This is a genomic window from Lachnoclostridium sp. MSJ-17 (assembly GCF_018918205.1).
GTDB lineage: Bacteria > Bacillota > Clostridia > Oscillospirales > Acutalibacteraceae > Ruminococcoides.
The window spans coordinates 1-23,395 of the sequence record NZ_JAHLQB010000122.1 but is presented as its reverse complement, the minus strand read 5'-3'; the positions used below and the strand labels follow the sequence as shown (position 1 = coordinate 23,395).

The window sequence follows — 23,395 nt, the reverse complement described above, 5'->3', positions numbered from 1 at the left end:
CTACTATATCATACATTATTTTGGAATTCGCTTTTTTCCGTAAAAGAAAATATGTGTTTTTAGCGTGACGAAAAATCGCGGTCGGATTTGTGCATAATCACTATAGTTCTATTCCTTTTATCTTTTCCCAATACGCTTTATATGCCTGTTCATTCTTGTTTTCGCCATATTGGTAATACCTTGCGTCCTTTATTGCGTCCGGAAGATACTGCTGATAGGTGTAGTGGTTCGGGTAGTCGTGCGGATAGATGTAGTGCTGACCCTTGTTCTCACAGTCCTCGCCGTCGTAGTGCTTGTTCTGGAGCTGTCTCGGCACGGGTCCGGTATTGCCGCGGCGTATGTCGCGGACAGCCTTGTCGATCGCGATACAGCCGGAATTTGACTTCGGCGAATTGCAGACGAGAATTACCGCGTCCGCCAGAGGGATCCTCGCCTCGGGCAAGCCGACAGCCTGCGCGATGTCCACGCAGGATTTTACGATCGGTATTATCTGCGGATAGGCAAGCCCGACGTCCTCGCAGGCGCAGACCATGAGTCTTCTGCAGGCTGACGGCAGATCTCCCGCCTCGAGCAGTCTGCCGAGATAGTGCAGCGCCGCGTCGGAATCCGAACCGCGCATACTTTTTTGATACGCGGAAACAATGTCGTAGTGCTCGTCGCCGTCGCGGTCGTAGCGCATCGCGCTCTTTTGTGACAGAGCCTCGGCGGTCGAAGCGAGAATATGCTTCTTCCCGTCGACGCAGTCTGTGGCGATCGCCGAAAGCTCGAGGGCATTCATAGCCTTTCGCACGTCGCCGCCGCAGCCGGTGGCTATTTTTTTCGCGCAGCCGTCCTCGAGGGTGATTTCAATGCCCTGCTCCTGCGAGAGCATCTGAGCGGCGCGAAATACGGCTCGCTCGACCTCCTCCGGCTCTACGGACTTGAACTCAAAAACCGTAGATCGGCTGAGGATCGCGTTATACACATAAAAATACGGGTTCTCCGTAGTCGAAGCGATGAGCGTGATGCTGCCGTTCTCTATGTACTCGAGGAGGGTTTGCTGCTGCTTCTTGTTGAAATACTGGATCTCGTCGAGGTAGAGCAGGATTCCGTTGAGTCCCTCAAAGGTATTGAGTCCCGCGACGATCTCCTTGATATCGGCTGTAGAGGCGGTGGTGCCGTTGAGCTTTTTGAGTGTCTTGCGCGTCTGCTTCGCGATGTAGGCCGCGAGGGTCGTTTTGCCCACGCCCGAGGGTCCGTAAAATATAAGGTTCGGCACGTCGCCGCTCTCGATAATTTTTCTCAGCGGTCTGCCTTCTCCGAGCAGGTGCTTCTGACCTACGATATCGTCGAGCGACTGCGGTCTGAACCGGTCAGCCAGCGGTTTTTGCATTGTGTGTCACCTCCGTGATGCTGTAAAAAAAGGCGCGGCAAAGCCTCTGCCCTGCCGCTGACCTGATTATTCGTAGAGAGGATATTTTTTGCAGATAGCTTCAACGCCCGCTCTTACCTTGTCCCTGCTGTTCTCGTAGTCGTTGAGAACGAGGGTGATGTACTCGGCGATGAGATCCATGTCCTCCTCGTTCAGACCGCGCGTGGTAACGGCTGCGGTGCCGATTCTCACGCCGCTGGTAACGAAGGGTGAACGCGGCTCGCCGGGAATGGTGTTCTTGTTGACGGTGATGTAGCAGTCGTCAAGACGAGCTTCAAGCTCCTTGCCGGTAACGTCGGTGTCGCGGAGGTCGAGAAGCATAACGTGGTTGTCGGTGCCGCCCGAAACGAGCTTGCAGCCTCTCTTGAGAAGTCCTTCCGCGAGAGCCTTGCAGTTTGAAACGACCTTTGCGCCGTACTCCTTGAACTCGGGCTTGAGAGCCTCGCCGAAGCATACCGCCTTGGCAGCGATAGTGTGCATGAGAGGACCGCCCTGTGTTCCGGGGAAGATAGCCTTGTCGATCTGCTTAGCGAACTCTGCGCGGCAGAGGATCATACCGCCTCTGGGACCTCTGAGGGTCTTGTGGGTGGTGGTGGTGACAAATTCGCAGTAAGGAACGGGGTTGGGATGTACGCCTGCGGCAACAAGACCCGCGATGTGAGCCATGTCGACCATCAGATAAGCGCCTACCTCGTCTGCGATAGCTCTGAGTCTCGCGAAATCGATGATTCTGGGATAAGCGGAAGCGCCTGCTACGATCATCTTGGGCTTGCATTCCCTTGCCTGCTCGAGAACCTTGTCGTAATCGATGCGGTGGGTAACGCTGTCAACGCCGTAGGCTACGAAGTTGAAGTATTTACCTGAAATATTTACGGGCGAGCCGTGGGTAAGATGTCCGCCCTCGCTGAGGTTCATGCCCATTACGGTGTCGCCGGGCTCAAGCATGGCGAAGTAAACGGCTGTGTTAGCCTGAGCGCCGGAGTGAGGCTGAACGTTCGCGTGTTCCGCACCGAAAAGCTCGCAGGCTCTCTGACGCGCGATCTCCTCTACAACGTCAACGCACTGGCAGCCGCCGTAGTAACGCTTGCCCGGGTAACCCTCGGCGTATTTATTTGTGAGGTGACTGCCCATAGCCGCCATTACAGCGGGTGTAACGATGTTCTCGCTGGCAATCAGTTCAAGATTGCGGCGCTGTCTTTTAAGCTCGTCGTTCATTGCGTTTCCGACGGCGGGGTCATACTCCTGAAGGTATTTCAGTGCCGCGATGTTTGTTAATTCACTCATTTTTAACTTCCCCTTTGTATCATTATTGTGCTTTGATAGATATACCCGCCTGCGGGGTTCGGTCAAAACCGACGTTTTTCACTCGGCTCTGACCGAACCCCACAGAAAATACTCAAGTATTCAGTATTCTGTTTCTCAGTTTATATATATCGTCGAGCGTGCTGAGCTTTCCCGCCTCGTTTCTGAGCGACGCGGCGCCCTTCATGCCCTTGAAATAGCCGACGACAAGCTTCCTCGCCTGCCGCATGGCTATGTATTCGCCCTTGTACTCAACCATTTTTCCGACCTGCTTTACCATGGTATCGAGCTTTTCCTCAAGAGTTGGAAAATACGGCTGCTCTCCCGAGAGATAAGAGTTTATCTGTTCAAACAGCCACGGATTGCCAAGGCTTGCCCTGCCTATCATCACAAGAGCGCAGCCTGTCCTCTCCATGACCTCCTTCGCCTTCTGAGCGGAGTCGACGTCTCCGTTCGCGATTACGGGAATCTGTACGGACTCACGTACCTGACGTATGATATCGTAGTCGACGGGCGGCTTGTAATACTGCATGCGCGTCCTGCCGTGGACGGTTATCGCCGCGGCTCCGGCGCGCTCGCAGATTTTCGCGATCTCAACGGCGTTTACGCTGCCGTCGTCCCAGCCCTTTCGGATTTTTACGGTGACGGGAATATCGCATACCGCCGTTACTGCCCTGACGATCTCGCCGACAAGCTCCGGCTTGCGCATGAGAGCGCTACCGCTGCCGCTGCCGCTGATCTTCGGAGCCGGACAGCCCATATTGATATCGATGATATCGGGCTTGTTTTTCATCGCGTGAACCGCCGCGTCAGCCATGCAGGACGGCTCGTCCCCGAATATCTGAATGCCGCACGGGCGCTCGATATCCGAGATGACCATAAGCTCCTCGCTCTTTTTGCTTTGGAACGAGAGCGCCTTTGAGCTGACCATTTCGCTTACGCAGTAACCCGCGCCGTGCTCCATACAGAGTTCACGGTACGCGCGGTCGCTCACCCCCGCCATAGGCGCAAGAAGCGCGCGCGATCTCAGAACGACTGAGCCAATAAAAGCCTCGGTCATACGCGCCTGCCCGCACGGTAGCCGCTGAGCTTTGTGCTCGCAATTACCGCGAAGATAACGATCAGTCCCACTATTACGCAGACCCACGAGATGATACCCGCGGCGACGTTGGTGGTGTAGTTCTTGTTGCTGACGGTCTTTGGGATCGTAGGCGGTACAAACTCTGTAGGGATCGGGTCAACATTGATATAGCCGCCGTTTTCGGTGGGCTTTTCGGTTGTCTCCTGAGCGCCTGTAGCGGTAGTCGCCTGAGTCGGTGCCTCGGTGGTCACCTCTGTCACAGGCTCGGTCGGAGGAACTGTAGGCGGTTCGGTCGGAGGGTCTGTGGGCGGATCCGTCCATATAGGCTCGTCCGTCACAGGCACGGTGACGATCGGTTCCTCGGTCACGACAGGGTCATTCTCGGCGAAAACGCCTGTCATGCCCGCCGCTAACATAAGGAGTCCGAATACGACCGCCGTTATACGGTTTATCAGAGTTCTGTGCTTCATATTCATACCTCATTTGGCATATATATGATGATTATATCAAATCCGATCGGTTTTTGCAAGTAAAAAATCATTTACGCACCGCGCCGCAACTTGTTCATATATACAAAATACTGCTTTTACCCGCCGAGAACCGCGGCAAGCACCTCGCCGAGATACTCAGCCGTGCGCTGAACCTCCGCGACGGAATTAGCGTCTGTGCCGACCTCGATGAGCAGCGAGCCGTCGCAGATATACTCGTTGTACGCGAAAAAGTCAAAGCTCAGCGGTCTTGTCATGCCCGGATACATGCTCTCGGCGGTCGTCTGGAGCTTTAAGGCGAAGCTGAGGTTATTCTGCCAGTTGTCAAAGCCGCGCTCTCCGTAGACGTCGCAGCCCGACAGGATCATTATCTGAGCCGCCTTCTGTCCGTCGTGCTCAAAAACAGTCTTGACCTTGCACTCCTCCGTGCCGAGAGCGTCGCGGTGAATGTCGAGGACTACCTTTATGTCCGGATTCTCAGCCATATCAGCGTAAACCGTCTCCGCGCTTCTGTCGTAGGAGCCGTTGTAGGTTGAGTCGTGGACGGTTTTGTCGTGCACGGTGCGTATACCGCGCTTTTCGAGCGTTTCTGCAAGGACATTTCCCACGCCGACTACGTTGAAGCTCTCGTTCTGAGTCCGCGAATAGAAGCTCTCGTAAAAATAATCCACATCCTCGTCGAGATACGCTTCGCCCGTGTGGGTGTGGTAAATCAACACCTGCGGCGTTTGGGAGTTTTTTTCCGTACTGAAGGTCAGGGGCGTATGTAGGATCGAGTCAAAGTCAAATTCCAGACCCGTGCGGTTCTTGACATAGGCGTTCTCAACCGCCGTACCGTCCGCCCCGACGGTCTTTTCCTCGACGGAGTAACGCGCTTCGCCGCTGTGGTCGCCGAAGGAATCGTAATACCCCGATTTGTCCTGAGTACCGCTCTCCGCGGAGCTGCCCGACGCCTGAGCCGCGGCTGAAACTGCGGCTGCGCTTGAAGGCTCCGTCTGAGGCTCTGTCTGCGCTTCAACGCGGTATTTGCCGTCCGTGAGCCTGAACGCCGCTGCCGCGAAAGCCGTATCGCCGCCCGCAAGACATTCGGGCAGGCGCTGCGTAAGACAGCAGCATGCCGTCGCAATCAGCAATACGGCAAAAATCACCCTGAAAAATTTCCTGATCCGCACCTTCAAATAATCACCTGCTTTTGGAATAATTATATGCGGGCAAAACGTTATTTATGAAAGCGCTACATCAGCTCAACCAGCTCCTCAAGCTCAAACCTGTCCTGCATGGCGGCGTTCAGCGAGAGTGCAATGAGCCGTGACGCGCGCTCGGTGAGAAGGTCGATCTCGTTCGGGATAACGAGCATCTGTCTGCCGTCTGGAACAAGGCTCTCCGCCTTGTCGCGCTTTAGTTCACTGCCCAGCAGATCGCAGGCAAGAGTCCGCAGATCGACGACCGTCGGCACTCCGATCGAGATCACCGGTACGCCGAGGGTCTCTCTGTTGATCGCCGTGCGGTGGTTGCCAACTCCCGCTCCGGGTGAAATTCCCGCGTCGCTTATCTGGAGGGTACAGCCGAGCCTTTCGAGCCGTCTGGAAGCAAGCGCGTCGACGGCGATCACCGCGTTCGGGCGTATGCGCTTGACAATGCTCAGAATATACTCGCCCGTCTCTATTCCCGTCTGCCCCGTCACTCCAGTGCGCATGACCGCGACCGGACGCAGCCTGTCAAGTCCCGTCGCCCGGGCGATCTCCCCCGTTATGTGCCGCGTCGCAAGCACCTTCGCGGCGGTTTTGGGACCGAGAGAGTCCGGGGTTATCTCAGAGTTTCCAAGCCCCGCTACGAGCAGCAGACCGTTGACGGGAAGCAGTCTGCGTATCTCGGCTCCGATAGTCACGAGACGGCTGTCGGTGTCGGAAAACCTGTCCGTAAGCGCGGGCAGCTCTATTGTGACATAGGTTCCCTCATCCTTGCCGAGCGCACGTCTGGCGCGCCCATTTTTCACTGTCAGCCGCGATATTTCCATGCCGTTCTCCACATAAGCGTCAAAATCAACGCCGCCGGTATTTTCTCCCGCAAGCTCTCGCGCCTCTACCGCCAAATCTGTCCTCAAACGCATCAGTTCGCCTCCCGAAAATAGATTGTGACTTTTGGCAGCGAAATATACTTTACAAATCGATTTTTATTTGGTATACTGATTTAATAATTTACAGATAACAGAGGTGAATGGATTGAAGCATAAGCCAATGATAAAAATTATCACCGTACTCTCCGCCGCGGCAATGCTTACAGGCGCTGTGAGCGTTTCAGCCTCAGCCGCCGTCATAGACGACGATCAGGCAGCCGCAATGCTTGATTTATCGGAAACAGAGACCGCGTCAGACGCTTTGCCTTCGGCATACAGCTCCCTCGACGCAGGCGTCGTCACCCCCGCAAAGCATCAGAAATACAACGATTGCTGGGCGTATGCCTCTATCTCAGTGCTTGAAAGCAAGCTGCTGAAAGCAGGAATGATTACCGATATGTCCGCCGCCGATTTTTCGGAGCTGCACTTTAATCTCTGGGCGACCACGCGCTCCAACGGAAAGGGCTGGATACGAAAAAAATACGAATCCGGCTACTGCTCCATGGCTCCCGGATACCTTAGCTCGTGGCAGGGCGGAGTTCTGGAAAGCGACGCAGCCGACCTCTCGCCCGAGGCGGACATCACAGGCGACATGGTTCCCACCGACCGCGCGAAATACGGAGTTACGGCGATGAGATACGTTTCCCGCGACGACACCGACGAGGTCAAGCGCGCCATTATGGAAAACGGAAGCATTGCCGTGGGCTACTCGCACTTGAGTCAGTACATGAATAACCAGACCTCGTACTACCTGCCGCCGTCATACTCCGGTCAGAATAACGGCCATGTTGTGGCGGTAGTCGGCTGGGACGATAATTACGACAGAAAAAACTTCAAAAACAAACCCGAAAAAAACGGCGCGTGGCTGATGAAAAGCAGCTGGGGCGACGGAAATCCGCTCAACGGCTTTTACTGGGTCTCATATGAGGACCAGTTTTTCCTCGAGTCAAAAAAATATAAGCCCACCTTCACGATCGAAAAGTTCGAGGAGATAACCGACCGCAAAAAGCTGGTTCAAAACGAGATATTCGGCGCTACATACCACTTCACCACCGAGACAGCGGGTGAGCTGACTGTTCTCAACCGTCTCAACTTCGACAGCGGATTCTTTGTTCTTGACAAGGTGATATTCGAGACAAAGACCGCCGGCGCGGAATACGAGCTCTATCTTGTTCCGGAGGCTGACGGCGCTCCCGACGCGGATACCGCAAACTGGAAATACATCGGCGGCGGCACAACCGATTACGAGGGTTACATCTGCGCGGATATCGACAACATCGAAATTCCCGACAGCACCATGTCGGTTGCCGTCAAGCTGAAAAAGAGCGGCGACGACGGAATCAACCTCGGAGTTGACGAATGGCTCGAGAACTCCAACGGCACAATGGTATTTATCCCGGAATCGGAATTCGGAATGAGCTACATCTACAGCGACGGAAAAATGACCGATCTCATGCAGTGGTACAAGGACACGTATGACAACGACCTCGGCGGTACTCTTGTTATCAAGGCGCTGACGCTGTCTCCCGAAAACGGCGACGTTGACCTCAACGCAAGCGTAAACATCAACGATGTAACTTTGATACAACAGAATCTCGCGGAGCTCGCGGAGCTGAGCGATAATCAGCTCAAGCTCGCGGACTTCAACGGCGACGGAACAATAGATATCACCGACGCGACGGCGATACAGATCAAGATAGCTTCATAAGACACAAAAAATTAAGAGAGAAGTCCGCATGGGCTTCTCTCTTTTTGCCGTTTTGGGCAAACAAAAAAGGCGGTTTGCACCGCCCTTTATGTATTAAAGATAATAGTTGTAGATGCCGATAGCAATCTTCTGAACGAGGGTTGCATCGGAGATGGTGATTTTTCCGTCAAAGTCGAAATCGCACCATTTGAGCTGCTTTGAAGTGAAGTTGCCGAGACCTGCGGCTGCCTTCTGAATCATAGTCGCGTCTACAATGTCGATTACGCCGTCTGCGTTGATATCGCCTGTGCCTATACCCTTTGAATAATCAGGCTCAGTCTCCTTGGGGACTGTGAGGGCTTCCGTGGGAACCTCGGGGATCGTTGTGGGCGCCGCTGTTGTGGGAGCAACGGTTGTAGGAGCCGCTGTCGTCGGAGCCTCTGTGGGAACCTCGGGGATAGTTGTGGGAGCAGCAGTTGTGGGAACTACGGTAGCGGGCGCCGCTGTTGTCGGAGCCTCTGTGGGAGCCTCGGTAGGAATAACGACGTCGTCCTTCCATGTATCAAGACCGCCGGTGTACTTGCAGTAATTGAGAGCTACCCAGCCGTCCCAGCCGTCATAGCTTGTCTCGCCCCAGGTGAGGTCTTGGTTCTTCTTAACGGCGGTAACCTTGAGCTTTGCGCCGTCGGGAACCTTTGTTACGAAGCTGTAGCGTGTGCCAGCGCCGGTTCTCATTGTGAGATAATCGTCAACAGATACCTGATATACGCCCTTCTCGTAGTTCTTGCCTAAAGAGGGAGAATCGGTATTGTCGTCGCCACCGCCGATAACAACGGGGTTGTTGCCGCTGTTGCCGCCGGGATTTACAACAACCTCAGCAGAATCCACAGCGTAGATGTAGCCCTGGAAGTTCCACCATGGGCTGCCGCCGGGATTGGAATCATTTACGTTGGCGTAAGTGAGATAGAATGGCGCGCATGAGCCGTATCTCGCGCTCCATGCGGAGTTTGAGAGGGTCATCTCACCTGTGGAGGTATTGATGTACTCAACCACCGCTACGTGACCGCCGCCGCCGTTGTAGGACCAGCATGCGATTGCGCCGAGTCTGGGAGTCTGTCCGTAGCTGTAAAAGCCGTTGCTCATGTTGTAGCCGTACCAGTCCTCGGCGTTGCCGGTGGAAAGGTTGGGCTTCTTGCCGGTGATCTCATAAATTCTGCCGTACGCGTAGGCTGTACAGTTCGGAAGACCGTAGCCCGCAGGATAGAACGGATTTTTATCGCTGTAGTAGAATTCGTTGTCGGTAGAAGGCATTGAATCGCGCATTGTAAATGTGAGAGCGCTCGCGGAGATCGAAAGCGCGAATACGGTTGTAAACAGGATCGCGACCGTGAGGACAACCGCAGGTACCCTTCTGATTAGCATCTTAGTCAAAGTAACACCCTTTCTTTATGCAAGGAAAATCCATTAAGAATAATAGATTTCGATGTATTGTTAAGGTAAGCGACTATACGATTACAATTTCGTTACCGTTATCTATTCTAACATATTTTTCCGCAAAAATCAAACCTTATTTACCACGAGATTACACAAAAACGCACCCCAAAATATGGGCAACATTCACAAGATGTAGTGGTCGGCTTGTAACCAGCGCAAATTGTTGGGATTTTGCACTCTCCAAACTTAATTATAATATAGATATGAAGCAAAAACAAGGCGCAGTATTTAATAAAAGGGATAAAAAATTCTGTGCTTTTTGATGAAAAAAATATTCCTCAAAAAAAGGCTTGCTTTTTTTCGGAAAGTATGGTAATATATATCTTGCGGTTCAAAAGAACCATCTGCGCCGGTAGCTCAGCTGGATAGAGTGTCTGACTACGAATCAGAAGGTCGGGGGTTCGAGTCCCTTCCGGCGCGCCAAAGGAAAGGTTAAAGCAGTTCATTGGCTCAATAACTGCTTTAGCCAATCCAATTATCATTGGATTATGGGTTAGTCGTATCTTTACCCCATTCAACAACGTCATGTAAACGGTGTTACACGCACTATCCTCTTGATGTTTCCCAACATGAGAGTGAGTTGCCGATGTAGTTACTAAACAAGAACGGAAGTTCACACAGATTTCCAATCTTGCAGAGTGGATCAGGCTCTTACTCCGTACAAAAGGTTATTCCCCGAGAATAACAACTGTGTGTTGGTCGCTTTCCTGCTGGTAACAGGACTGGCTTAAAAGTCAGAGGTCATCGCGTAACTCTTATTTGACGGTTGAGTACCAGATACAGTGATCCTATTCAGTTTTATGGCACAGTTTAATAAGTTGGAAATGACAGCTTAGTTTGGTAGACGTGGGCTGTCTTTTCTTTTACATAAACCATACCAAACCTAATTATATATTGGTTGCCGATAATTGTCAATCGAATTATGTCGAATATAATTACAATCCGATTACAATTTCCAACAGAAGAAAGAATCTTGCCGGGATGGTGGACAAATTGTCCACTGTCCCTTTTTCGCGCCTATCCTCTGCCCCAAAAGCGGTTGAAATAGTCTGTGAAATATTCCGTTGCGGTTTCATCACCAAATGCATGACTTCCTTTTTCGTATTCGTCAACGAGTTTTGCGTGGTGCATTATACCCGCTTCCCACTCTTCTGCCAGTGACTTGATTTTGTTTAGGTACTCTGTCCGAAACAAATACTCTGCTTCTTCATTCCATTCAGGGAACCTTTCGTCCTCGGTGTATTGCTCAAACGCATCCATTTCCGCAGATTCCATAATTTGGTCGAAAGTTATTGGGTTAATATTTTCAATGAAACATCTTTGTTTCGTATCATAGTACAACAAACTTTCCAACTCAGCGCGTACTCCTTCAAACTCAATCTTTATGACTTCTGCCCATGTAGACGGTGTATCATCATCTTGCGGAACGATACTCTTGCCGGTCGAATCATATCCATAAAGTTCTGAGAACTTATGCACATCATGGAACCCCTTATCTTCCGAGCAATTCCAATAGATTGTGCTGTCATCATTCCGTTTACAGCCATGAGCCAGCAGAACATAGCCGCTTGACACGCTGATGAACAGACCGACGTTGCTGAAACCCTCGCTTTCCAAACACAAATACTTTATGCCGTTATGATTTTGATAGATCTGTCCGGCAATCGGGTGAAAATGATTATTGTCCATTATATATGCTCCTTTCATCTTCTCTGTCGCGGGAGCAAGTGGACAAATTGTCCACTTAACTCCCCGACAGAAGATTCAAACTTCTTATACGGGCTTGTATGTAGCCCCGATATTTTCCATTCTTTCCGCAAATTCGCAGATATGATAGAGATTGTTGCCGATTTCGACGTGATACGGGTCAATATATCGGCAAACACGCTGCTCCGGCTTATCATTCAGATAGCTAATTTGAATGGTGCCACCGTCAGGAAGAATGAACAGGTCATTATAACCGGAATCTATGAAGCGGATACCCTTCTTAGCGCGCTCCAGATGGCTGTCTAACCAATCTTTTCTGTAGCAATAGCAATACAGGTTATACTCGCCTTTATACGGATTCAGGCGCATCAGGAAGGCGTAATGCTCGGTATCCACCCTCACGCCGTACTCCCTGCCGTTGGAATACTCGAAAGTATTGCTCACCTCATAACAGAAGTTCTCCATATCGCGCCGCTTGTGGAGAAATCTGCCCTTTTCGCGGAAATAATCAATCACCGCATAGAACTCAGCCTTGAACTCGTCCGTGTTGTAGTCGGCTCGAAACTCGTTCCAAGTATTGAAGAACCCGTAGTCGCTTGAGCCAAAGTCGGCTCTGAGATAGCCGACCAAGCCTGTCTGACCGGAAATCTGCTGACTGTTGTGGTAGGTATAAAGATATTCGGTGCCTTTGAGCGGAATGCTTGTGAATTCCATAATCATATCCTTTCTGCCCGTCCTGCCGATAGCACAGCCTTTTCTCAGTTAATCAATACCCAATGTATTTCTGACAGCAGGGTCAAGGCGACCGTGAATGACGCGCTTGGTATCCCTTAACCCGTAAATGCTGCATTCGTCCCAACCGGGAACAGTAAAGGTATAGACCTTTCCTTTTCTCTGACAGGCTATCCCCTGAATCGTCTCCGTGGAAACGTCGTCTTGAGCGTAATAGCTTACGTCAAAGTATTTGAGCTTTGGATCGGCAGCATAACGTTTTCTGTATCGCTTTCTTGCTTCTCTCCCCGTCATCACCTCATTCGTTTCGTGGTTTACATACATTAACTGTTTAGGCATAGTGACAACCTCCTCTTTCATTATTTACATTATACTCTTATATTAAGAGTATATCAATACGCATACTATACAAATATACTCTTATTTTTAGTGTATATTGTACATTAGAAACAAGAGTATATTTATAAACAAATTTATTTCATACTCTTGTTTTTAGTGTATAGATATGATATAATGAGGATTAAAATAGAAGGACAGGAGGATATGATTATGGCGCTCAGATACAAGGTAGATGTCATTCAGTTGCTAAAGGACAGTGGGTACAGTACCTATACGATCAGAAAAGAAAAGCTAATCATAGAAAATATGCTCCAAAAGCTCCGCAACAACCAGATGGTTTCATGGGCAACGTTAGATACCATTTGCAGGCTGACGCATTCTCAGCCCGGTGATATTTTAGAATACGTCCCCGACGAGGACGAAAAATAAAAGTGGACAAATTGTCCACTCGAAAAGAAACGGCAAAGAGGATTGATTGTGTGTCCTCTTTGCCGTTTTTCAAGTTTGTCAGAAATATGCATAAGAAAACGCCGTGCTGCAATTCTGCAATACGGCGTTTAATTCTACTTTGGAATTATATTTATTGTTCAAAACAATTCATTGCACTTGTCAACGATAGATTCGATAAACTTGAATTGCTTGGAAGATAACTTTGACAGCTTTTCAGACATGATAAACATATCTTTGTCAACGATTTCTCCTGTGAGAAGGAAATCTGCACTCACTTCTAACGCTTTTGACAGCTTCAAAAGATTCTCGGAACGAATCACACGCTTTCCGGATTCTGCATAAGACACAAACTGAGTCGTCATATCTCCTTTTTCTGCCAATTCTTCCTGCGTTAAACCTAACATTTTCCTGCACTCGGTTATTCTCTTGCCGATAGCAATCGCGCTAAAGTCTTTTTCAGCCATCGTAACGCTCCTTTCATCGTGGGATAATTCAATTATAATCTCCAAAACGAAAATATTTAATCGTGTAATATTGAATTTATCGGCGTTACGATATATAATGGTATTAGTGAAGAAAAATAAACCGCAATGCTTTCACATCACGGTTTCGGGCTATTTCTGATTCATTTTTTTGAGAAGTTCTCTTGCAACCTCTTTCTGTTCAACGGATAGAACAGAATAATAGCGTACCAATTCGCTGACATCTGGTGTGACTTCGATCAGCTCGCCTTCCGCGAAAAACTGAGCCATTGTCATACCAAACCCTCCACAGATGGATTCCAATGTCGTAACAGACGGAACAGTGTTACGTTTCAAAATATTATTGACGGTTGATTCTGCCAGACCTGATTGCTTGGACAGTTTGTATGCAGTCCAACCGCGTTGTTTGAGTAATTCTTTGATTCTTTCAGTAGCATCCATAATCATTTACCTCTATCCTGTAACTATTTTACCCTTAAATTGAGTAGCATAATACATTTTAGATGTAAATGAATACTATTCAAATGAGAAGTATTTTGCTATAATAATAGTATACCACCTATATTCAATAGGCAGGAGATTCTATGAATAAGCAAAACAATAAAGTAATCGTTGTTGCCCTTTGCATAATCGGCATTCTTGCTTTGTTTTGTCGCAGCGACAGCAACAAGGAACCTATTGCTTTTGAGCAGAGCAGTTCAACAACAAGTGTCGCAGTGGACAATTTGTCCACCACCGAGCAAACTCAGCCAACAACCAACGCTTCAAACAATCAGCCATTTGATCTATCGGAAATTCCGAGTTATTCGGGAAACCCTTATTATGAGATAAACGACAATCAGCCTTTTTTCAAAGCAGACGAGCTAACTACGGATACATTCAAGGAATTCAGCGAATTAGATTCATTAGGGCGCTGCGGCGTCGCATTCGCTTGTTTAGGGACAGACAGCCTACCGACAGAGGAACGCGGCGAGATCGGAATGATAAAGCCCACAGGTTGGCACACAGTGAGATACGACGATATTATTGAGGACAAATACCTTTATAACCGCTGCCATTTGATTGCGTTTGAATTATCAGGTGAAAACGCCAACCCCAAAAACCTAATAACCGGGACACGATATATGAATGTAAAGGGTATGCTTCCATTTGAAAACCGTGTTCGCAACTACATTGAAAATACAAACCAACACGTTATGTATCGGATAACTCCTGTTTTTGAGGGGAACAACCTTGTTGCAACTGGCGTTCTTATGGAAAGCTATTCTGTCGAGGACGACGGCGAGGGTATTTGCTTCAATGTTTTCTGCTATAACGTGCAACCACAAATCAAGATCAACTATGCCGACGGTACAAACGAGGTTGTTTCTACACCCGAATCAGAAGAAATTACCGTAATTTCAAATGAAGAACCGAATACAACCTACGTTCTTAACACTAACACGAAGAAGTTTCACTACCCTGACTGTGATTCAGTTAATAAGATGAAGGAAAAGAATAAGGAACTATTCACGGGAAGCCGCGATGAGGTAATCAGCATGGGATACTCACCTTGCGGCAAATGCAATCCGTAAATAATAAAGAATTGGAGTGTGACAATATATGAATACCCTTTTACTCGACATAACAAATAAAAAACTGATTAATACCTTAAAATCAATTAAAAACAACAATCTAACAATCAGCTCATTTAGCTGTCCAAAACTATATCCGTTTCCTCAGATTGTAATTGTTGATTTTTCAACAACAATTCAATCAAATGATAACGAAACGACGCTTACTGAAATAATAAAGCATATTGTTCCACAGCCCTATATAGTAGCTTGTATGTCTAACTGGAATCAAGAATACATACATCTTGCAAATATTTTTGGAATAAACCGTATCGTCACATACGACGATGAGGAAGATCTGCTAAATCTTTCTGATATGTTAAAAAATCGTTTCTGAATTATCCACTCTAAATTTATACTATATTTGAATTGAGCTATCTTTATCATTATATTATAATGATTCAGTCTGTCGAAAAAGCTCAGCGAAAGCTGGGCTTTTTCGACAGACTGCACCGTCCTGCCGAGAATTGGCAGGACGGTTTTTAATATTATTGGTTTTTATTCTATTGTGGATATCGTTTGTCCGATAATCAGGTTCCCCAGTACTCGTCGCCGCGAACCTCTTTTTCCCAGCTGCGCTTTACATACCATTCGAAGATTTTGGTGTTTTTGCCGTCGTTCTGGATACGGCTGGTGCATTCGCCGTTGAAGTTAGTCCAGCAAAAATCGAGGCTGGTGTTATTGGCTTTCTTGGAGATGGAGATGCAGGGATTAGCTTTGTTGTAGTAAATAGAGATACCGTCGAAATCTACATATTTTGTCGTCAGAGAGGTGTTGTTCGCGTTGTCCGGGATCACGATCTTGCGGTTGTCGCCGTAAACCCTTGCACGAACGAGTTCGAGGCTGGCGCCGTTGTTGATGGTGAACAGATCCATATCACTCTTTGCGGAGCAGTCAAAGCCGTTATGCGCACTGGTACCCATGTCGATGTATATAACTCTGCCTGCGGGAATCTCAAAGCCGCCCTTGTTGTTCAAGCCCTTTACATTGTTATCAAGCTTGAAGCCCTTCTTTGCATCTGCCTTTACATACTGACCCATCTTGAGAACGACGATGTTGAAGTTCTTGCCGCTGTCGATGCCCTGTGACCAAGCGTCGATGAAGGAGGTGCAGCCCTTCTTGATGGTCTTGTTGCCGTCTAAGACATACAGGTCGGCGACAACATACTTGCTCGGGATAGAGCCGTTTTCTTTCAGTACGGTCTTGAAGATCTTGTCGATGTCAACCATGCTGTTGTGCAGGTTGGTTGCGGTGTTTTCAAACTTTGCGTAGGGGGATTCGTCCTCGTTGACGGTGAGGATACCGTTGTCGATCTCGTACTCTTTAACTCTAAACTGCATGGCGTTGAGTGCGTTGATGATGGCGTAATCCATCAGGACCTGCTCTTCCATCACGCGGATCTCAGCGTTGATGCTGTCAACTGCGCCGTAGTAGTCGGGAGTTTCTTTGTAGCTGTGCTTGCCGGTGTCCGCCGCGACTACTCTGTCCATCAGATAGTTGGTGAGCTGGCGGTAGCCGTTCTCGTTGTTGTTGGATGTGCGCTGACCCTTGAGGAAGCGGAGCATTTCGTCAAAGTTTGCCTGCATGGAGCTGACGTTGCACTTGGGGTCTGACAAAATTTCCTTGTAAGCCTTGTAGGTGGTGTTGTTGATCTTGTCGTTGCCGTCGCAGGTGATGTTCGCCTTGTTTTCGTCGATGCGCTTGAGAGCGTGTGCGAAATCTGCCGCTACGGTGTCAGCCTGTACTCTGAAATCTTTGGTGTCGATGTTGCTGTTGATGGCTTTGAGCTGGTTCATCTGGAGGGTGTGGTAGTTGGCTGTCTGGGTTGAGAGCTCCTTGACCTCGTCGAGAACCTTGTTGATCTCCGCCTTGATCTCTTCGGTGCTCTTGTCGATCTTGTCGAGCACGTCCTGATTGGATGGACCGTCATCTTCGATTCCGAGAACCTTGTTCAAAATAGGAGAAAGTCCCATCTTGGAGAGCTCGGGGCCTGCTAACTTCATTACCTCGTCCTTAGCGTAGCCGAAGGTGGTGCTCAGTACGGTTTCGGCGATTCCCGGGATCGCAAATGCGGAAGCGGAGCCGATAGCCATGGTGCCTACTGAAAATACTGTAATTGCGGAAAGAATGCCTGCGATCAATCTGGTCTTGAATCTTTTTGTTTTTTTCATGTTGTTCACTCCTTTTGAATTTGTTTTATTATTTGTTGTGTTTGTGTTTAGTGTGTTGGTGGTTGTGGTTTTTGTGGTTTTCATTTTGGTATCTCCTTTCGGTTTTGTTTTTTTATTGTGACTTTAGTATATCAGGTTGATCTTTGCAACTTCTTTGCAAATATCTGTGATTTTTGAAAAAGTTTTAATTTTTCTTAACTTTTTCTTTCAGTCGTCCCGGGAAGCTTTGTGTTTCCCTTGACTGTGACTAAAGTATAGCAAACCGACCTTTGCAACTTCTTTGCAAATCTTTGCGGTTTTCAAATAGTTTGAAAAAATATTTATTATATGATTTCTTAAAAAATCAATTTGATAACAAAAATGGTTCCGATAAATAAAATTAGGTTTCTGGCTAAGAAAGCTATAAGTTCAAGCGGATCTGTCGGAAGGTAATTTGCTAAGATTCCGTTGCGGATAGATTTAAGTGTGTTTTTCATTGTGATTTCTCCTTTCGGTGGTCGTTATCCGAGGGCTTTGCGCCTCGGCTTTTCCCTTGACTGTGACTTTAGTATATCAGGTTGATATTTGCAACTTCTTTGCAAATATCTGTGATTTTTGAAAAAGTTTTATTTTTTCTTAACTTTTTCTTTCATTCGTCCCGGGAAACTTTGTGTTTCCCTTGACTGTGACTAAAGTATATCAGCCCGACCTTTGCAACTTCTTTGCAAATCTTTGCTTTTTTTAATTTTATGATCTTTATAACTTTTTTTCTCAAACCTATATGTTTAATAAAAAAACAACACGACAAAGGTTGATGAAAATGAAAACTAGAATAAGCCGTATTCTGGGCGGCAAGGTATTGACCGCTGCTGTCGCGGGCTTTATCATTCTGTCGCTCATCTTTATAGTTTTGCTCAGCATTGAAACACGGGGCAACCGCAAAGCGCTGGTCTTCCTGATATCGTGGAGCCCCCTGATGATTTCGCTTGTGATCGACATCATCAACCAATTCACCGATCTTCCCGGCTCGCTCTTCTTCAACTACGGACTGGCTGTCACCATGGCATATCAGATAGTACGGCTGATAGGAGATCTCAGACTGCAGTATAAAGAGGCTATCCGTTACCAACAGATGCAGAAGGAGCTGTATGAGGCTAAGGTCAGCGTGATGACGTCACAGATCCGTCCTCAGCGGAACAGTCGCTCAATCTATTCAGCAAAGAACCGGACATCCCTTTCGGGCTGCCCGGTCTTTTACCTTTCGCTGTTCGTGTCAAATCGACTCAGAACCACTTTAGTTATGCTGTTTTTGATTACGACCTGTCATCAGGTTCCCCAGTACTCGCCGCCGCGCTCCTCTTTTTCCCAGGAGCGGGTTACGTACCATTCGTTGATCTTGGTGTTTTTGCCGTCGTTCTTGATACGGCTGGAGTATTCGCTGTTGAATTCAGTCCAGTTAAGGTTGATGTTGGTGTTATTTGCTTTCTTGGAGATTTCGATACAGGGATTGGCGTCGGTGCCGTAGTAGGAAGCGCCGTTGAATTCCACATATTTTGTCTTCAAGGTGGTGTTGTTCGCGTTGTCAGGGATCACGAACTTGCGGTTGTCGCCGCAAAGCTTCGCGCTCTGGAGTTCAAGACTTGCGCCGTTGCGGAGGGTGAACAGATCCAGATCCTTCTTTGCGGAGCAGTCGAAGCCGTTGCTCTTGCAGTACATATTGATGTAAACTTTTCTGCCTTCGGGGATCTCAAAGCCGCCCTTGTCGTTCAGACCCTTGACGTTTTCGTCAAACTTAAAGCCCTTCTTTGCGTCTGCGGTCAGATACTGACCTTTTTTGAGAACGACGACGTTGAAGTTCTTGCCGCTGTCGATGCCCTGTGACCAAGCGTCGATGAAGGAGGTGCAGCCCTTCTTGATGCTCTGGTTGCCGTCTAAGACATACAGGTCGGCGACAACATACTTGCTCGGGATAGAGCCGTTTTCTTTCAGTACGGTCTTGAAAATGTTGTCGATATCGACCATGCTGCTGTGCAGGTTGGCGGCGGTGTTCTCAAATCTCGCGTAGGGAGATTCGTCCTCGTTGACGGTGATGATGCCGTTGTCAATTTCGTATTCTTTCACTCTGAACTGCATGGCGTTGAGTGCGTTGATAATAGCGTAATCCATCAGGACTTGTTCTTCCATGATACGAATTTCAGCGTTGATGCTGTCAACTGCGCCGTAGTAGTCGGGAGTCTTGGTGAAGCTGTGTTCGCCGAGGTCTGCCGCGACGACTCTGTCCATCAGATAGTTGGTGAGCTGGCGATAGCCGTTTTCGTTGTTGTTGGAGGTGCGCTGACCCTTGAGGTAACGGAGCATCTCGTCAAAGTTTGCCTGCATTGAGCTGACGTTGCACTTAGGATCCGCGAGGATCTCTTTGTATGCCTTGTAGGTGGTGTTGTTGATCTTGCCGTTACAGGTGATATTTTCCTTGTTCTCGTCGATACGCTTGAAAGCGTGGGCAAAGTCTGCTGCTACGGTGTCCGCCTGAACGCGGAAGTCCTTGGTGTCGATGTTGCTGTTGATGGCTTTGAGCTGGTTCATCTGCTGGGTGTGGTAGGTAGCGGTCTGGGTGGAAAGCTCCTTGACCTCGTCCATGACCTTGTTGATCTCCGCTTTGATCTCAGCGGTGCTCTTGTCGATCTTGTCGATGATGTCGTCGTTGGAGGTTCCTTCTTCCTCGATGCCGAGAACCATGTTGAGGATGGGTCCTAAATCCATCTTAGCAAGCTCGGGTCCCGCCAGCTTCATCACGCTGTCCTTAGCGTAGCCGAAGGTCTTGCCTTCCACATATTTGAGAACGGTTCCCATCATTGCCGGAGGAACTGCCGCCGAAGCCGAGCCGATCGCCATTGTGCCTACCGAGAAAACGGTAACTGCGGAAAGGATACCTGCGATGATTTTTGTCTTGATTTTTCTTGTCTTTTTCATTGTTTTCACTCCTTCTGTAGTAGTTGTATTGGTTGTGTTATTGTTGACGGTTTTGGTTTTGAGATTGAATAAGTTTTTCATTGTGATTTCTCCTTTTTGTTTTGATTTTGGGTTGTTCCCTTAACTGTGATTTCAGTATATCAGGTCACCTGTGACAAACCTCTTACAGATTTTTGTGTTTTTCAAAACTTTTTGAAAATCTTTTTTCGGGCTGTCTTTGTGTTTCCCTTGACTGTGACTACAGTATATCAGGTCACCTGTGACAAACCTCTTACAGATTTTTGTGTTTTTCAAATTTTTTGAAAATCTTTTTTCGGGCTGTCTTTTGTGTTTCCCTTGACTGTGATTACAGTATAACAGGTCACCTCTGACAAACCTCTTACAAATCTCAGCACTTTTTAAAACTTTTTTTAAATAGTCTTTTCAATTAGTGGATTTGACGCTATAATAGGAGAAAAGAACCGGTGAAGCAGGGATAAAATGAAAGATAAAACAAGTAAATTGTGGACGGCAGGAATAATAGGCGCGGTTTTTTTGCTGTTTATCGGTCTTGTTGTTATTTGCGCAAATCTCTTTTTGAAAAAAGAATTCATAGATACTCCGTCTATGTTTTTACAGGGTGAGTATTCGGTCGATGACGGTGAGTGGAAAGCGATTAACCCTGATAAACCAATCGACGAATCATTTCACAAGATCGTTTTCAGAGGGACCATGACAAAAAAACATCTGCTCTATTATGAAGAGCTGAGCGCATCAACCAAAAACGTATGGTTTACGCTGAGATCAGAGGATGGTACGGAATATTTAAAACACAGTTACCTTCCGGCGGACGAGTCATATACCGAGGATCTGATACAGACTGCCGAAAAAACCATACCGTTCGCTCTGCGGATGCCTGACACTCCCGGCTATCAAACTCAGGTGATGTTTACATCGCTCGCGATAGATGAAGGAATTACCGAGAATACCGAATTCACGCTTGAGGTGATCGATCCGTATTCTCGGCCGCTGCGGTTTTCCGATTGCTTTGAGGTAACGCTGAGTCATGGCAACGGAGCTTATTTACGGTTTTTCTTTGAAGCGCTGCCGATGATCCTTTTATCATTGCTGATTAGTTTTTTCGGGATCTTTCTTTTTCCGATCGCCGGCTTCATTCTCGGTAAGCTGAATTACAGATATCTTGCTTTCGGCGCGGTATGCTTCTTCTGGGGTCTTTTTATGATAGGAAATCGTGTCAGCGTTTATCTCAATCTATGGATAACCGATCCGACGGTCTGTATGGCGGTCGACATCCTGATGGTCAGAATTTTTATGATCTCCGTTCTGTGTTATTTAAAATCGAATCTGATCAACAAAGTCACGCGCCTGATCGCCAATATTACAATAACTGTTTATACGCTGGTTGTCATAGCGACTGTTATCCTTCACTTTGCCGCTGTGACGGATCTGTTCTCAAGCTACAACGCAGTGAATATCTGTACAATGATCGGGATCGTCATCATGACGCTATTGCTGTTTATTGAGTCGGGACAAAACAGTCAGGCGATCTTTATGCTGATCGCATGGACTCCGCTGACGCTTTCCATTATTCTTGACGTGTTCAATTATTTCCTGCAATTTACCGATATCCATTTCTACTATTTCGGACTCTCCTTAACAATGCTGTATCAAATCACGCGGATGGTGCTTGATTTGAGAAAACAGTACTTGGAAGCCATCCGCTATCAACAGATGCAAAAGGAGCTGTACGAGGCGAAGGTCGCCGTCATGACGTCGCAGATCCGTCCTCATTTTATGTATAACGCGTTGACGTCCATCGCGATGATGTGCGAGCTTGATCCCAAGACCGCCAAACAGGCGACGATCACCTTCGCCAAATATCTGCGCGGCAATATGGACTCGCTAAAACAAACAGCCCCCGTGCCGTTCACACAGGAGCTGGAGCATTTGAAAAAGTATTTGTATATTGAAAAGCTGCGATTCGACGATCTTCTTAATATAGAATACGACATACAGGCAACCGATTTTGTGCTGCCGCTGCTGAGTATTCAGCCGCTGGTCGAAAATGCCGTCAAGCACGGCGTAGGCATGAAAGAGGACGGCGGTACGGTCAAAATCTCCACACGGGAAACCGAAACCGCATATGAGGTCGTTATCGAAGACGACGGCGTAGGCTTCGACGTCAACGAACAAAAGGATGACGGTCGTTCACACGTCGGTATGGAAAACACAAAAAAGCGCCTGCGCGATATGTGCGGAGGCGAAGTAAAAATCACAAGTGTTATCGGCAAGGGCACCACAGCGATCGTGGTATTGCCAAAGGAGGGACAACCTGATGAGAATACTATGTCTTGACGACGAGCCTTTGGCTCTGAAAATGCTGGAAGCGGCGGTCCGCGAAGCAAAGTCCGACGCTGAAGTCACAGCATTCCGCAAGCAGGCAGATTTGCTGGAGGACGCCAAACAAAACGGTTGTGACGTTGCGTTTCTGGATATCCATATGCGCGGGATGAACGGCGTGGAGCTTGCCAAGAAGCTCAAAGAGGTCAATCCCACGATGAACATCATTTTTGTCACCGGATTTTCGGAATATGCCGGAGAGGCGATGAAGCTGCACGCAAGCGGCTATATCATGAAGCCCGTCACCGCCGAGGAGGTGGAGCAGGAGCTTTCCGACCTGCGCTTTCCGATCGAACCGAAAAGCAACGCGCTTTTGCGCGTGCAGTGCTTCGGCAACTTCGACGTATTCCTGCCCGGGGGCGAGCGTATGCGCTTTGAGCGCAGCAGGAGCAAGGAGATCTTCGCGTATCTGGTGCATAAACAGGGCAGTGCCTGCACGACCAAGGAGATCGCCGCGGTGCTTTTTGAGGATGAGCCGTATGATAAAAAGCAGCAGAATTATGTGCAGCAGCTGATCGCATCCATGATGAAAAGCCTGAAAGCCGCCGGAGTAGAGGCGACGGTCAGCAAGGGCTTCAACTCACTTGCCGTGAATCCCGATACGCTCGACTGCGACTATTACCGCTTCAAGGAGCTCGACGCGGGCGCGGTCAACGCGTATCAAAACGAGTATATGAGCCAGTATTATTGGGCTGACTTCTTATACGACAACTATTCGGATTATTGAATTTTTCATAACAAACACAACGCCGCCCTGCCGAAATTACTCAACAGGGCGGTGCTTTTATCTTCTCAAATACTTAGCCGAAACGGGAAACTCGAAATATGTATCGGGGTATGGCTCGTCTTTTAATGTGAAGTGCCACCATTCACAGTCGATCGGCTCAAAACCGTTGCGGACCATCGCGCGCTGCAACATCATACGGTTTTCGTACTGCTGTTCCGTGATGCCTTTGTAATCCGGGTGCGAAAC

The 23,395-nt window shown here is 48.3% G+C and carries 21 protein-coding genes, 1 tRNA gene and 1 pseudogene; 8 read left to right on the top strand and 15 right to left on the bottom strand.

Annotated elements, in window-relative coordinates; genetic code table 11:
- Positions 1–100 precede the first annotated feature (100 nt).
- The 6 genes from KQI64_RS10060 to gpr all read right to left on the bottom strand — a co-directional run bounded on the left by KQI64_RS10060 (position 101) and on the right by gpr (position 6,392).
- The gene (locus KQI64_RS10060) at positions 101–1,372 is read right to left on the bottom strand and encodes a replication-associated recombination protein A (RefSeq protein ID WP_216524623.1); all 1,272 of its coding nucleotides are present in this window, start codon (positions 1,370–1,372) and stop codon (positions 101–103) included.
- A 66-nt stretch (positions 1,373–1,438) separates the two neighbouring features.
- The gene (gene glyA, locus KQI64_RS10055) at positions 1,439–2,695 is read right to left on the bottom strand and encodes a serine hydroxymethyltransferase (protein ID WP_301282436.1); all 1,257 of its coding nucleotides are present in this window, start codon (positions 2,693–2,695) and stop codon (positions 1,439–1,441) included.
- 112 nt (positions 2,696–2,807) lie between these two features.
- Positions 2,808–3,773 (bottom strand): tRNA dihydrouridine synthase DusB, encoded by a 966-nt coding sequence (gene dusB / locus KQI64_RS10050; RefSeq protein WP_216524622.1) that lies wholly within the window; start codon positions 3,771–3,773, stop codon positions 2,808–2,810.
- A complete protein-coding gene (locus KQI64_RS10045) occupies positions 3,770–4,264 on the bottom strand; it encodes a hypothetical protein (RefSeq protein WP_216524621.1) in 495 nt (164 codons plus the stop codon). Before KQI64_RS10045 ends, dusB begins: the two co-directional genes overlap by 4 nt.
- Before the next feature lie 116 nt (positions 4,265–4,380).
- Positions 4,381–5,454 (bottom strand): stage II sporulation protein P, encoded by a 1,074-nt coding sequence (spoIIP, locus tag KQI64_RS10040; protein ID WP_216524620.1) that lies wholly within the window; start codon positions 5,452–5,454, stop codon positions 4,381–4,383.
- A 62-nt stretch (positions 5,455–5,516) separates the two neighbouring features.
- Complete coding sequence (gpr, locus tag KQI64_RS10035) at positions 5,517–6,392, bottom strand: GPR endopeptidase (RefSeq protein ID WP_216524619.1); 876 nt, start codon at positions 6,390–6,392, stop codon at positions 5,517–5,519.
- 112 nt (positions 6,393–6,504) lie between these two features.
- On the opposite strand from gpr, the gene KQI64_RS10030 reads away from it, so the two are divergent.
- Positions 6,505–8,106 (top strand): C1 family peptidase, encoded by a 1,602-nt coding sequence (locus KQI64_RS10030; protein ID WP_216524618.1) that lies wholly within the window; start codon positions 6,505–6,507, stop codon positions 8,104–8,106.
- Positions 8,107–8,199: 93 nt separating this feature from the next.
- Here KQI64_RS10030 and KQI64_RS10025 read toward each other — a convergent pair whose 3' ends face one another.
- Positions 8,200–9,507: a CHAP domain-containing protein gene (locus KQI64_RS10025; protein WP_253289271.1), complete on the bottom strand. Its 1,308-nt coding sequence runs from the start codon at positions 9,505–9,507 to the stop codon at positions 8,200–8,202.
- Between the two features lie 418 nt (positions 9,508–9,925).
- Between KQI64_RS10025 and KQI64_RS10020 the strand changes: the two genes are divergently transcribed.
- Positions 9,926–10,002, top strand: a tRNA-Arg gene (locus KQI64_RS10020).
- 594 nt (positions 10,003–10,596) lie between these two features.
- Here KQI64_RS10020 and KQI64_RS10015 read toward each other — a convergent pair.
- From KQI64_RS10015 to KQI64_RS10005, 3 genes are all read right to left on the bottom strand, one after another.
- Positions 10,597–11,268, bottom strand: a complete 672-nt coding sequence (locus KQI64_RS10015; RefSeq protein WP_216524616.1) for a hypothetical protein — start codon at positions 11,266–11,268, stop codon at positions 10,597–10,599.
- An 84-nt stretch (positions 11,269–11,352) separates the two neighbouring features.
- Positions 11,353–12,000, bottom strand: a complete 648-nt coding sequence (locus KQI64_RS10010; RefSeq protein WP_216524615.1) for a hypothetical protein — start codon at positions 11,998–12,000, stop codon at positions 11,353–11,355.
- Positions 12,001–12,048: 48 nt separating this feature from the next.
- The gene (locus KQI64_RS10005; RefSeq protein ID WP_216524614.1) at positions 12,049–12,357 is read right to left on the bottom strand and encodes a hypothetical protein; all 309 of its coding nucleotides are present in this window, start codon (positions 12,355–12,357) and stop codon (positions 12,049–12,051) included.
- Between the two features lie 210 nt (positions 12,358–12,567).
- Between KQI64_RS10005 and KQI64_RS10000 the strand changes: the two genes are divergently transcribed.
- Positions 12,568–12,786 carry a helix-turn-helix domain-containing protein gene (locus KQI64_RS10000; RefSeq protein WP_253289268.1) on the top strand — a complete coding sequence of 73 codons (219 nt, stop codon included), beginning with the start codon at positions 12,568–12,570 and terminating at the stop codon, positions 12,784–12,786.
- 158 nt (positions 12,787–12,944) lie between these two features.
- Here the strand turns inward: KQI64_RS10000 and KQI64_RS09995 are convergent, their stop codons facing one another.
- Positions 12,945–13,271, bottom strand: coding sequence for a helix-turn-helix domain-containing protein (locus KQI64_RS09995; RefSeq protein WP_216524612.1), 327 nt, complete (start codon positions 13,269–13,271; stop codon positions 12,945–12,947).
- 150 nt (positions 13,272–13,421) lie between these two features.
- Entirely contained in the window at positions 13,422–13,736 is a 315-nt protein-coding gene (locus KQI64_RS09990) for a helix-turn-helix domain-containing protein (protein WP_216524611.1), read from the bottom strand.
- Positions 13,737–13,873: 137 nt separating this feature from the next.
- On the opposite strand from KQI64_RS09990, the gene KQI64_RS09985 reads away from it, so the two are divergent.
- On the top strand, positions 13,874–14,863 hold the full coding sequence (locus tag KQI64_RS09985) for a DNA/RNA non-specific endonuclease (protein ID WP_216524610.1): 990 nt from the start codon (positions 13,874–13,876) through the stop codon (positions 14,861–14,863).
- Between the two features lie 28 nt (positions 14,864–14,891).
- Positions 14,892–15,239, top strand: a complete 348-nt coding sequence (locus tag KQI64_RS09980; protein WP_216524609.1) for a hypothetical protein — start codon at positions 14,892–14,894, stop codon at positions 15,237–15,239.
- Positions 15,240–15,432: 193 nt separating this feature from the next.
- On the opposite strand, the gene KQI64_RS09975 is transcribed toward KQI64_RS09980, so the two are convergent.
- Positions 15,433–17,073, bottom strand: a complete 1,641-nt coding sequence (locus tag KQI64_RS09975) for a hypothetical protein (protein WP_216524608.1) — start codon at positions 17,071–17,073, stop codon at positions 15,433–15,435.
- A gap of 760 nt (positions 17,074–17,833) precedes the next feature.
- Between KQI64_RS09975 and KQI64_RS10800 the strand changes: the two are divergent.
- A pseudogene (locus KQI64_RS10800) lies at positions 17,834–18,070 on the top strand (hypothetical protein); the annotation flags it as partial.
- Positions 18,071–18,378: 308 nt separating this feature from the next.
- Here the strand turns inward: KQI64_RS10800 and KQI64_RS10495 are convergent.
- Positions 18,379–20,103 carry a hypothetical protein gene (locus KQI64_RS10495; protein ID WP_253289266.1) on the bottom strand — a complete coding sequence of 575 codons (1,725 nt, stop codon included), beginning with the start codon at positions 20,101–20,103 and terminating at the stop codon, positions 18,379–18,381.
- 399 nt (positions 20,104–20,502) lie between these two features.
- Between KQI64_RS10495 and KQI64_RS09965 the strand changes: the two genes are divergently transcribed.
- Both KQI64_RS09965 and KQI64_RS09960 read left to right on the top strand, forming a co-directional pair.
- Entirely contained in the window at positions 20,503–22,377 is a 1,875-nt protein-coding gene (locus KQI64_RS09965) for a sensor histidine kinase (RefSeq protein ID WP_216524606.1), read from the top strand.
- A complete protein-coding gene (locus KQI64_RS09960) occupies positions 22,358–23,149 on the top strand; it encodes a response regulator (protein WP_092970515.1) in 792 nt (263 codons plus the stop codon). Before KQI64_RS09965 ends, KQI64_RS09960 begins: the two co-directional genes overlap by 20 nt.
- 57 nt (positions 23,150–23,206) lie before the next feature.
- Here KQI64_RS09960 and KQI64_RS09955 read toward each other — a convergent pair.
- The coding region (locus KQI64_RS09955) for a M15 family metallopeptidase (protein ID WP_301282435.1) at positions 23,207–23,395 on the bottom strand (189 nt) is incomplete at its 5' end.

Coding starts and splice junctions, on each gene's coding strand:
- KQI64_RS10060 (WP_216524623.1), bottom strand. CDS start 1,372: ATGCAAAAACCGCTGGCTGACCGGTTCAGACCGCAGTCGCTCGACGAT.
- glyA (WP_301282436.1), bottom strand. CDS start 2,695: ATGAGTGAATTAACAAACATCGCGGCACTGAAATACCTTCAGGAGTAT.
- dusB (WP_216524622.1), bottom strand. CDS start 3,773: ATGACCGAGGCTTTTATTGGCTCAGTCGTTCTGAGATCGCGCGCGCTT.
- KQI64_RS10045 (WP_216524621.1), bottom strand. CDS start 4,264: ATGAAGCACAGAACTCTGATAAACCGTATAACGGCGGTCGTATTCGGA.
- gpr (WP_216524619.1), bottom strand. CDS start 6,392: ATGCGTTTGAGGACAGATTTGGCGGTAGAGGCGCGAGAGCTTGCGGGA.
- KQI64_RS10025 (WP_253289271.1), bottom strand. CDS start 9,507: ATGCTAATCAGAAGGGTACCTGCGGTTGTCCTCACGGTCGCGATCCTG.
- KQI64_RS10015 (WP_216524616.1), bottom strand. CDS start 11,268: ATGGACAATAATCATTTTCACCCGATTGCCGGACAGATCTATCAAAAT.
- KQI64_RS10010 (WP_216524615.1), bottom strand. CDS start 12,000: ATGGAATTCACAAGCATTCCGCTCAAAGGCACCGAATATCTTTATACC.
- KQI64_RS10005 (WP_216524614.1), bottom strand. CDS start 12,357: ATGCCTAAACAGTTAATGTATGTAAACCACGAAACGAATGAGGTGATG.
- KQI64_RS10000 (WP_253289268.1), top strand. CDS start 12,568: ATGGCGCTCAGATACAAGGTAGATGTCATTCAGTTGCTAAAGGACAGT.
- KQI64_RS09995 (WP_216524612.1), bottom strand. CDS start 13,271: ATGGCTGAAAAAGACTTTAGCGCGATTGCTATCGGCAAGAGAATAACC.
- KQI64_RS09990 (WP_216524611.1), bottom strand. CDS start 13,736: ATGATTATGGATGCTACTGAAAGAATCAAAGAATTACTCAAACAACGC.
- KQI64_RS09985 (WP_216524610.1), top strand. CDS start 13,874: ATGAATAAGCAAAACAATAAAGTAATCGTTGTTGCCCTTTGCATAATC.
- KQI64_RS09980 (WP_216524609.1), top strand. CDS start 14,892: ATGAATACCCTTTTACTCGACATAACAAATAAAAAACTGATTAATACC.
- KQI64_RS09975 (WP_216524608.1), bottom strand. CDS start 17,073: ATGAAAAAAACAAAAAGATTCAAGACCAGATTGATCGCAGGCATTCTT.
- KQI64_RS10495 (WP_253289266.1), bottom strand. CDS start 20,103: ATGAAAAACTTATTCAATCTCAAAACCAAAACCGTCAACAATAACACA.
- KQI64_RS09965 (WP_216524606.1), top strand. CDS start 20,503: ATGAAAGATAAAACAAGTAAATTGTGGACGGCAGGAATAATAGGCGCG.
- KQI64_RS09960 (WP_092970515.1), top strand. CDS start 22,358: ATGAGAATACTATGTCTTGACGACGAGCCTTTGGCTCTGAAAATGCTG.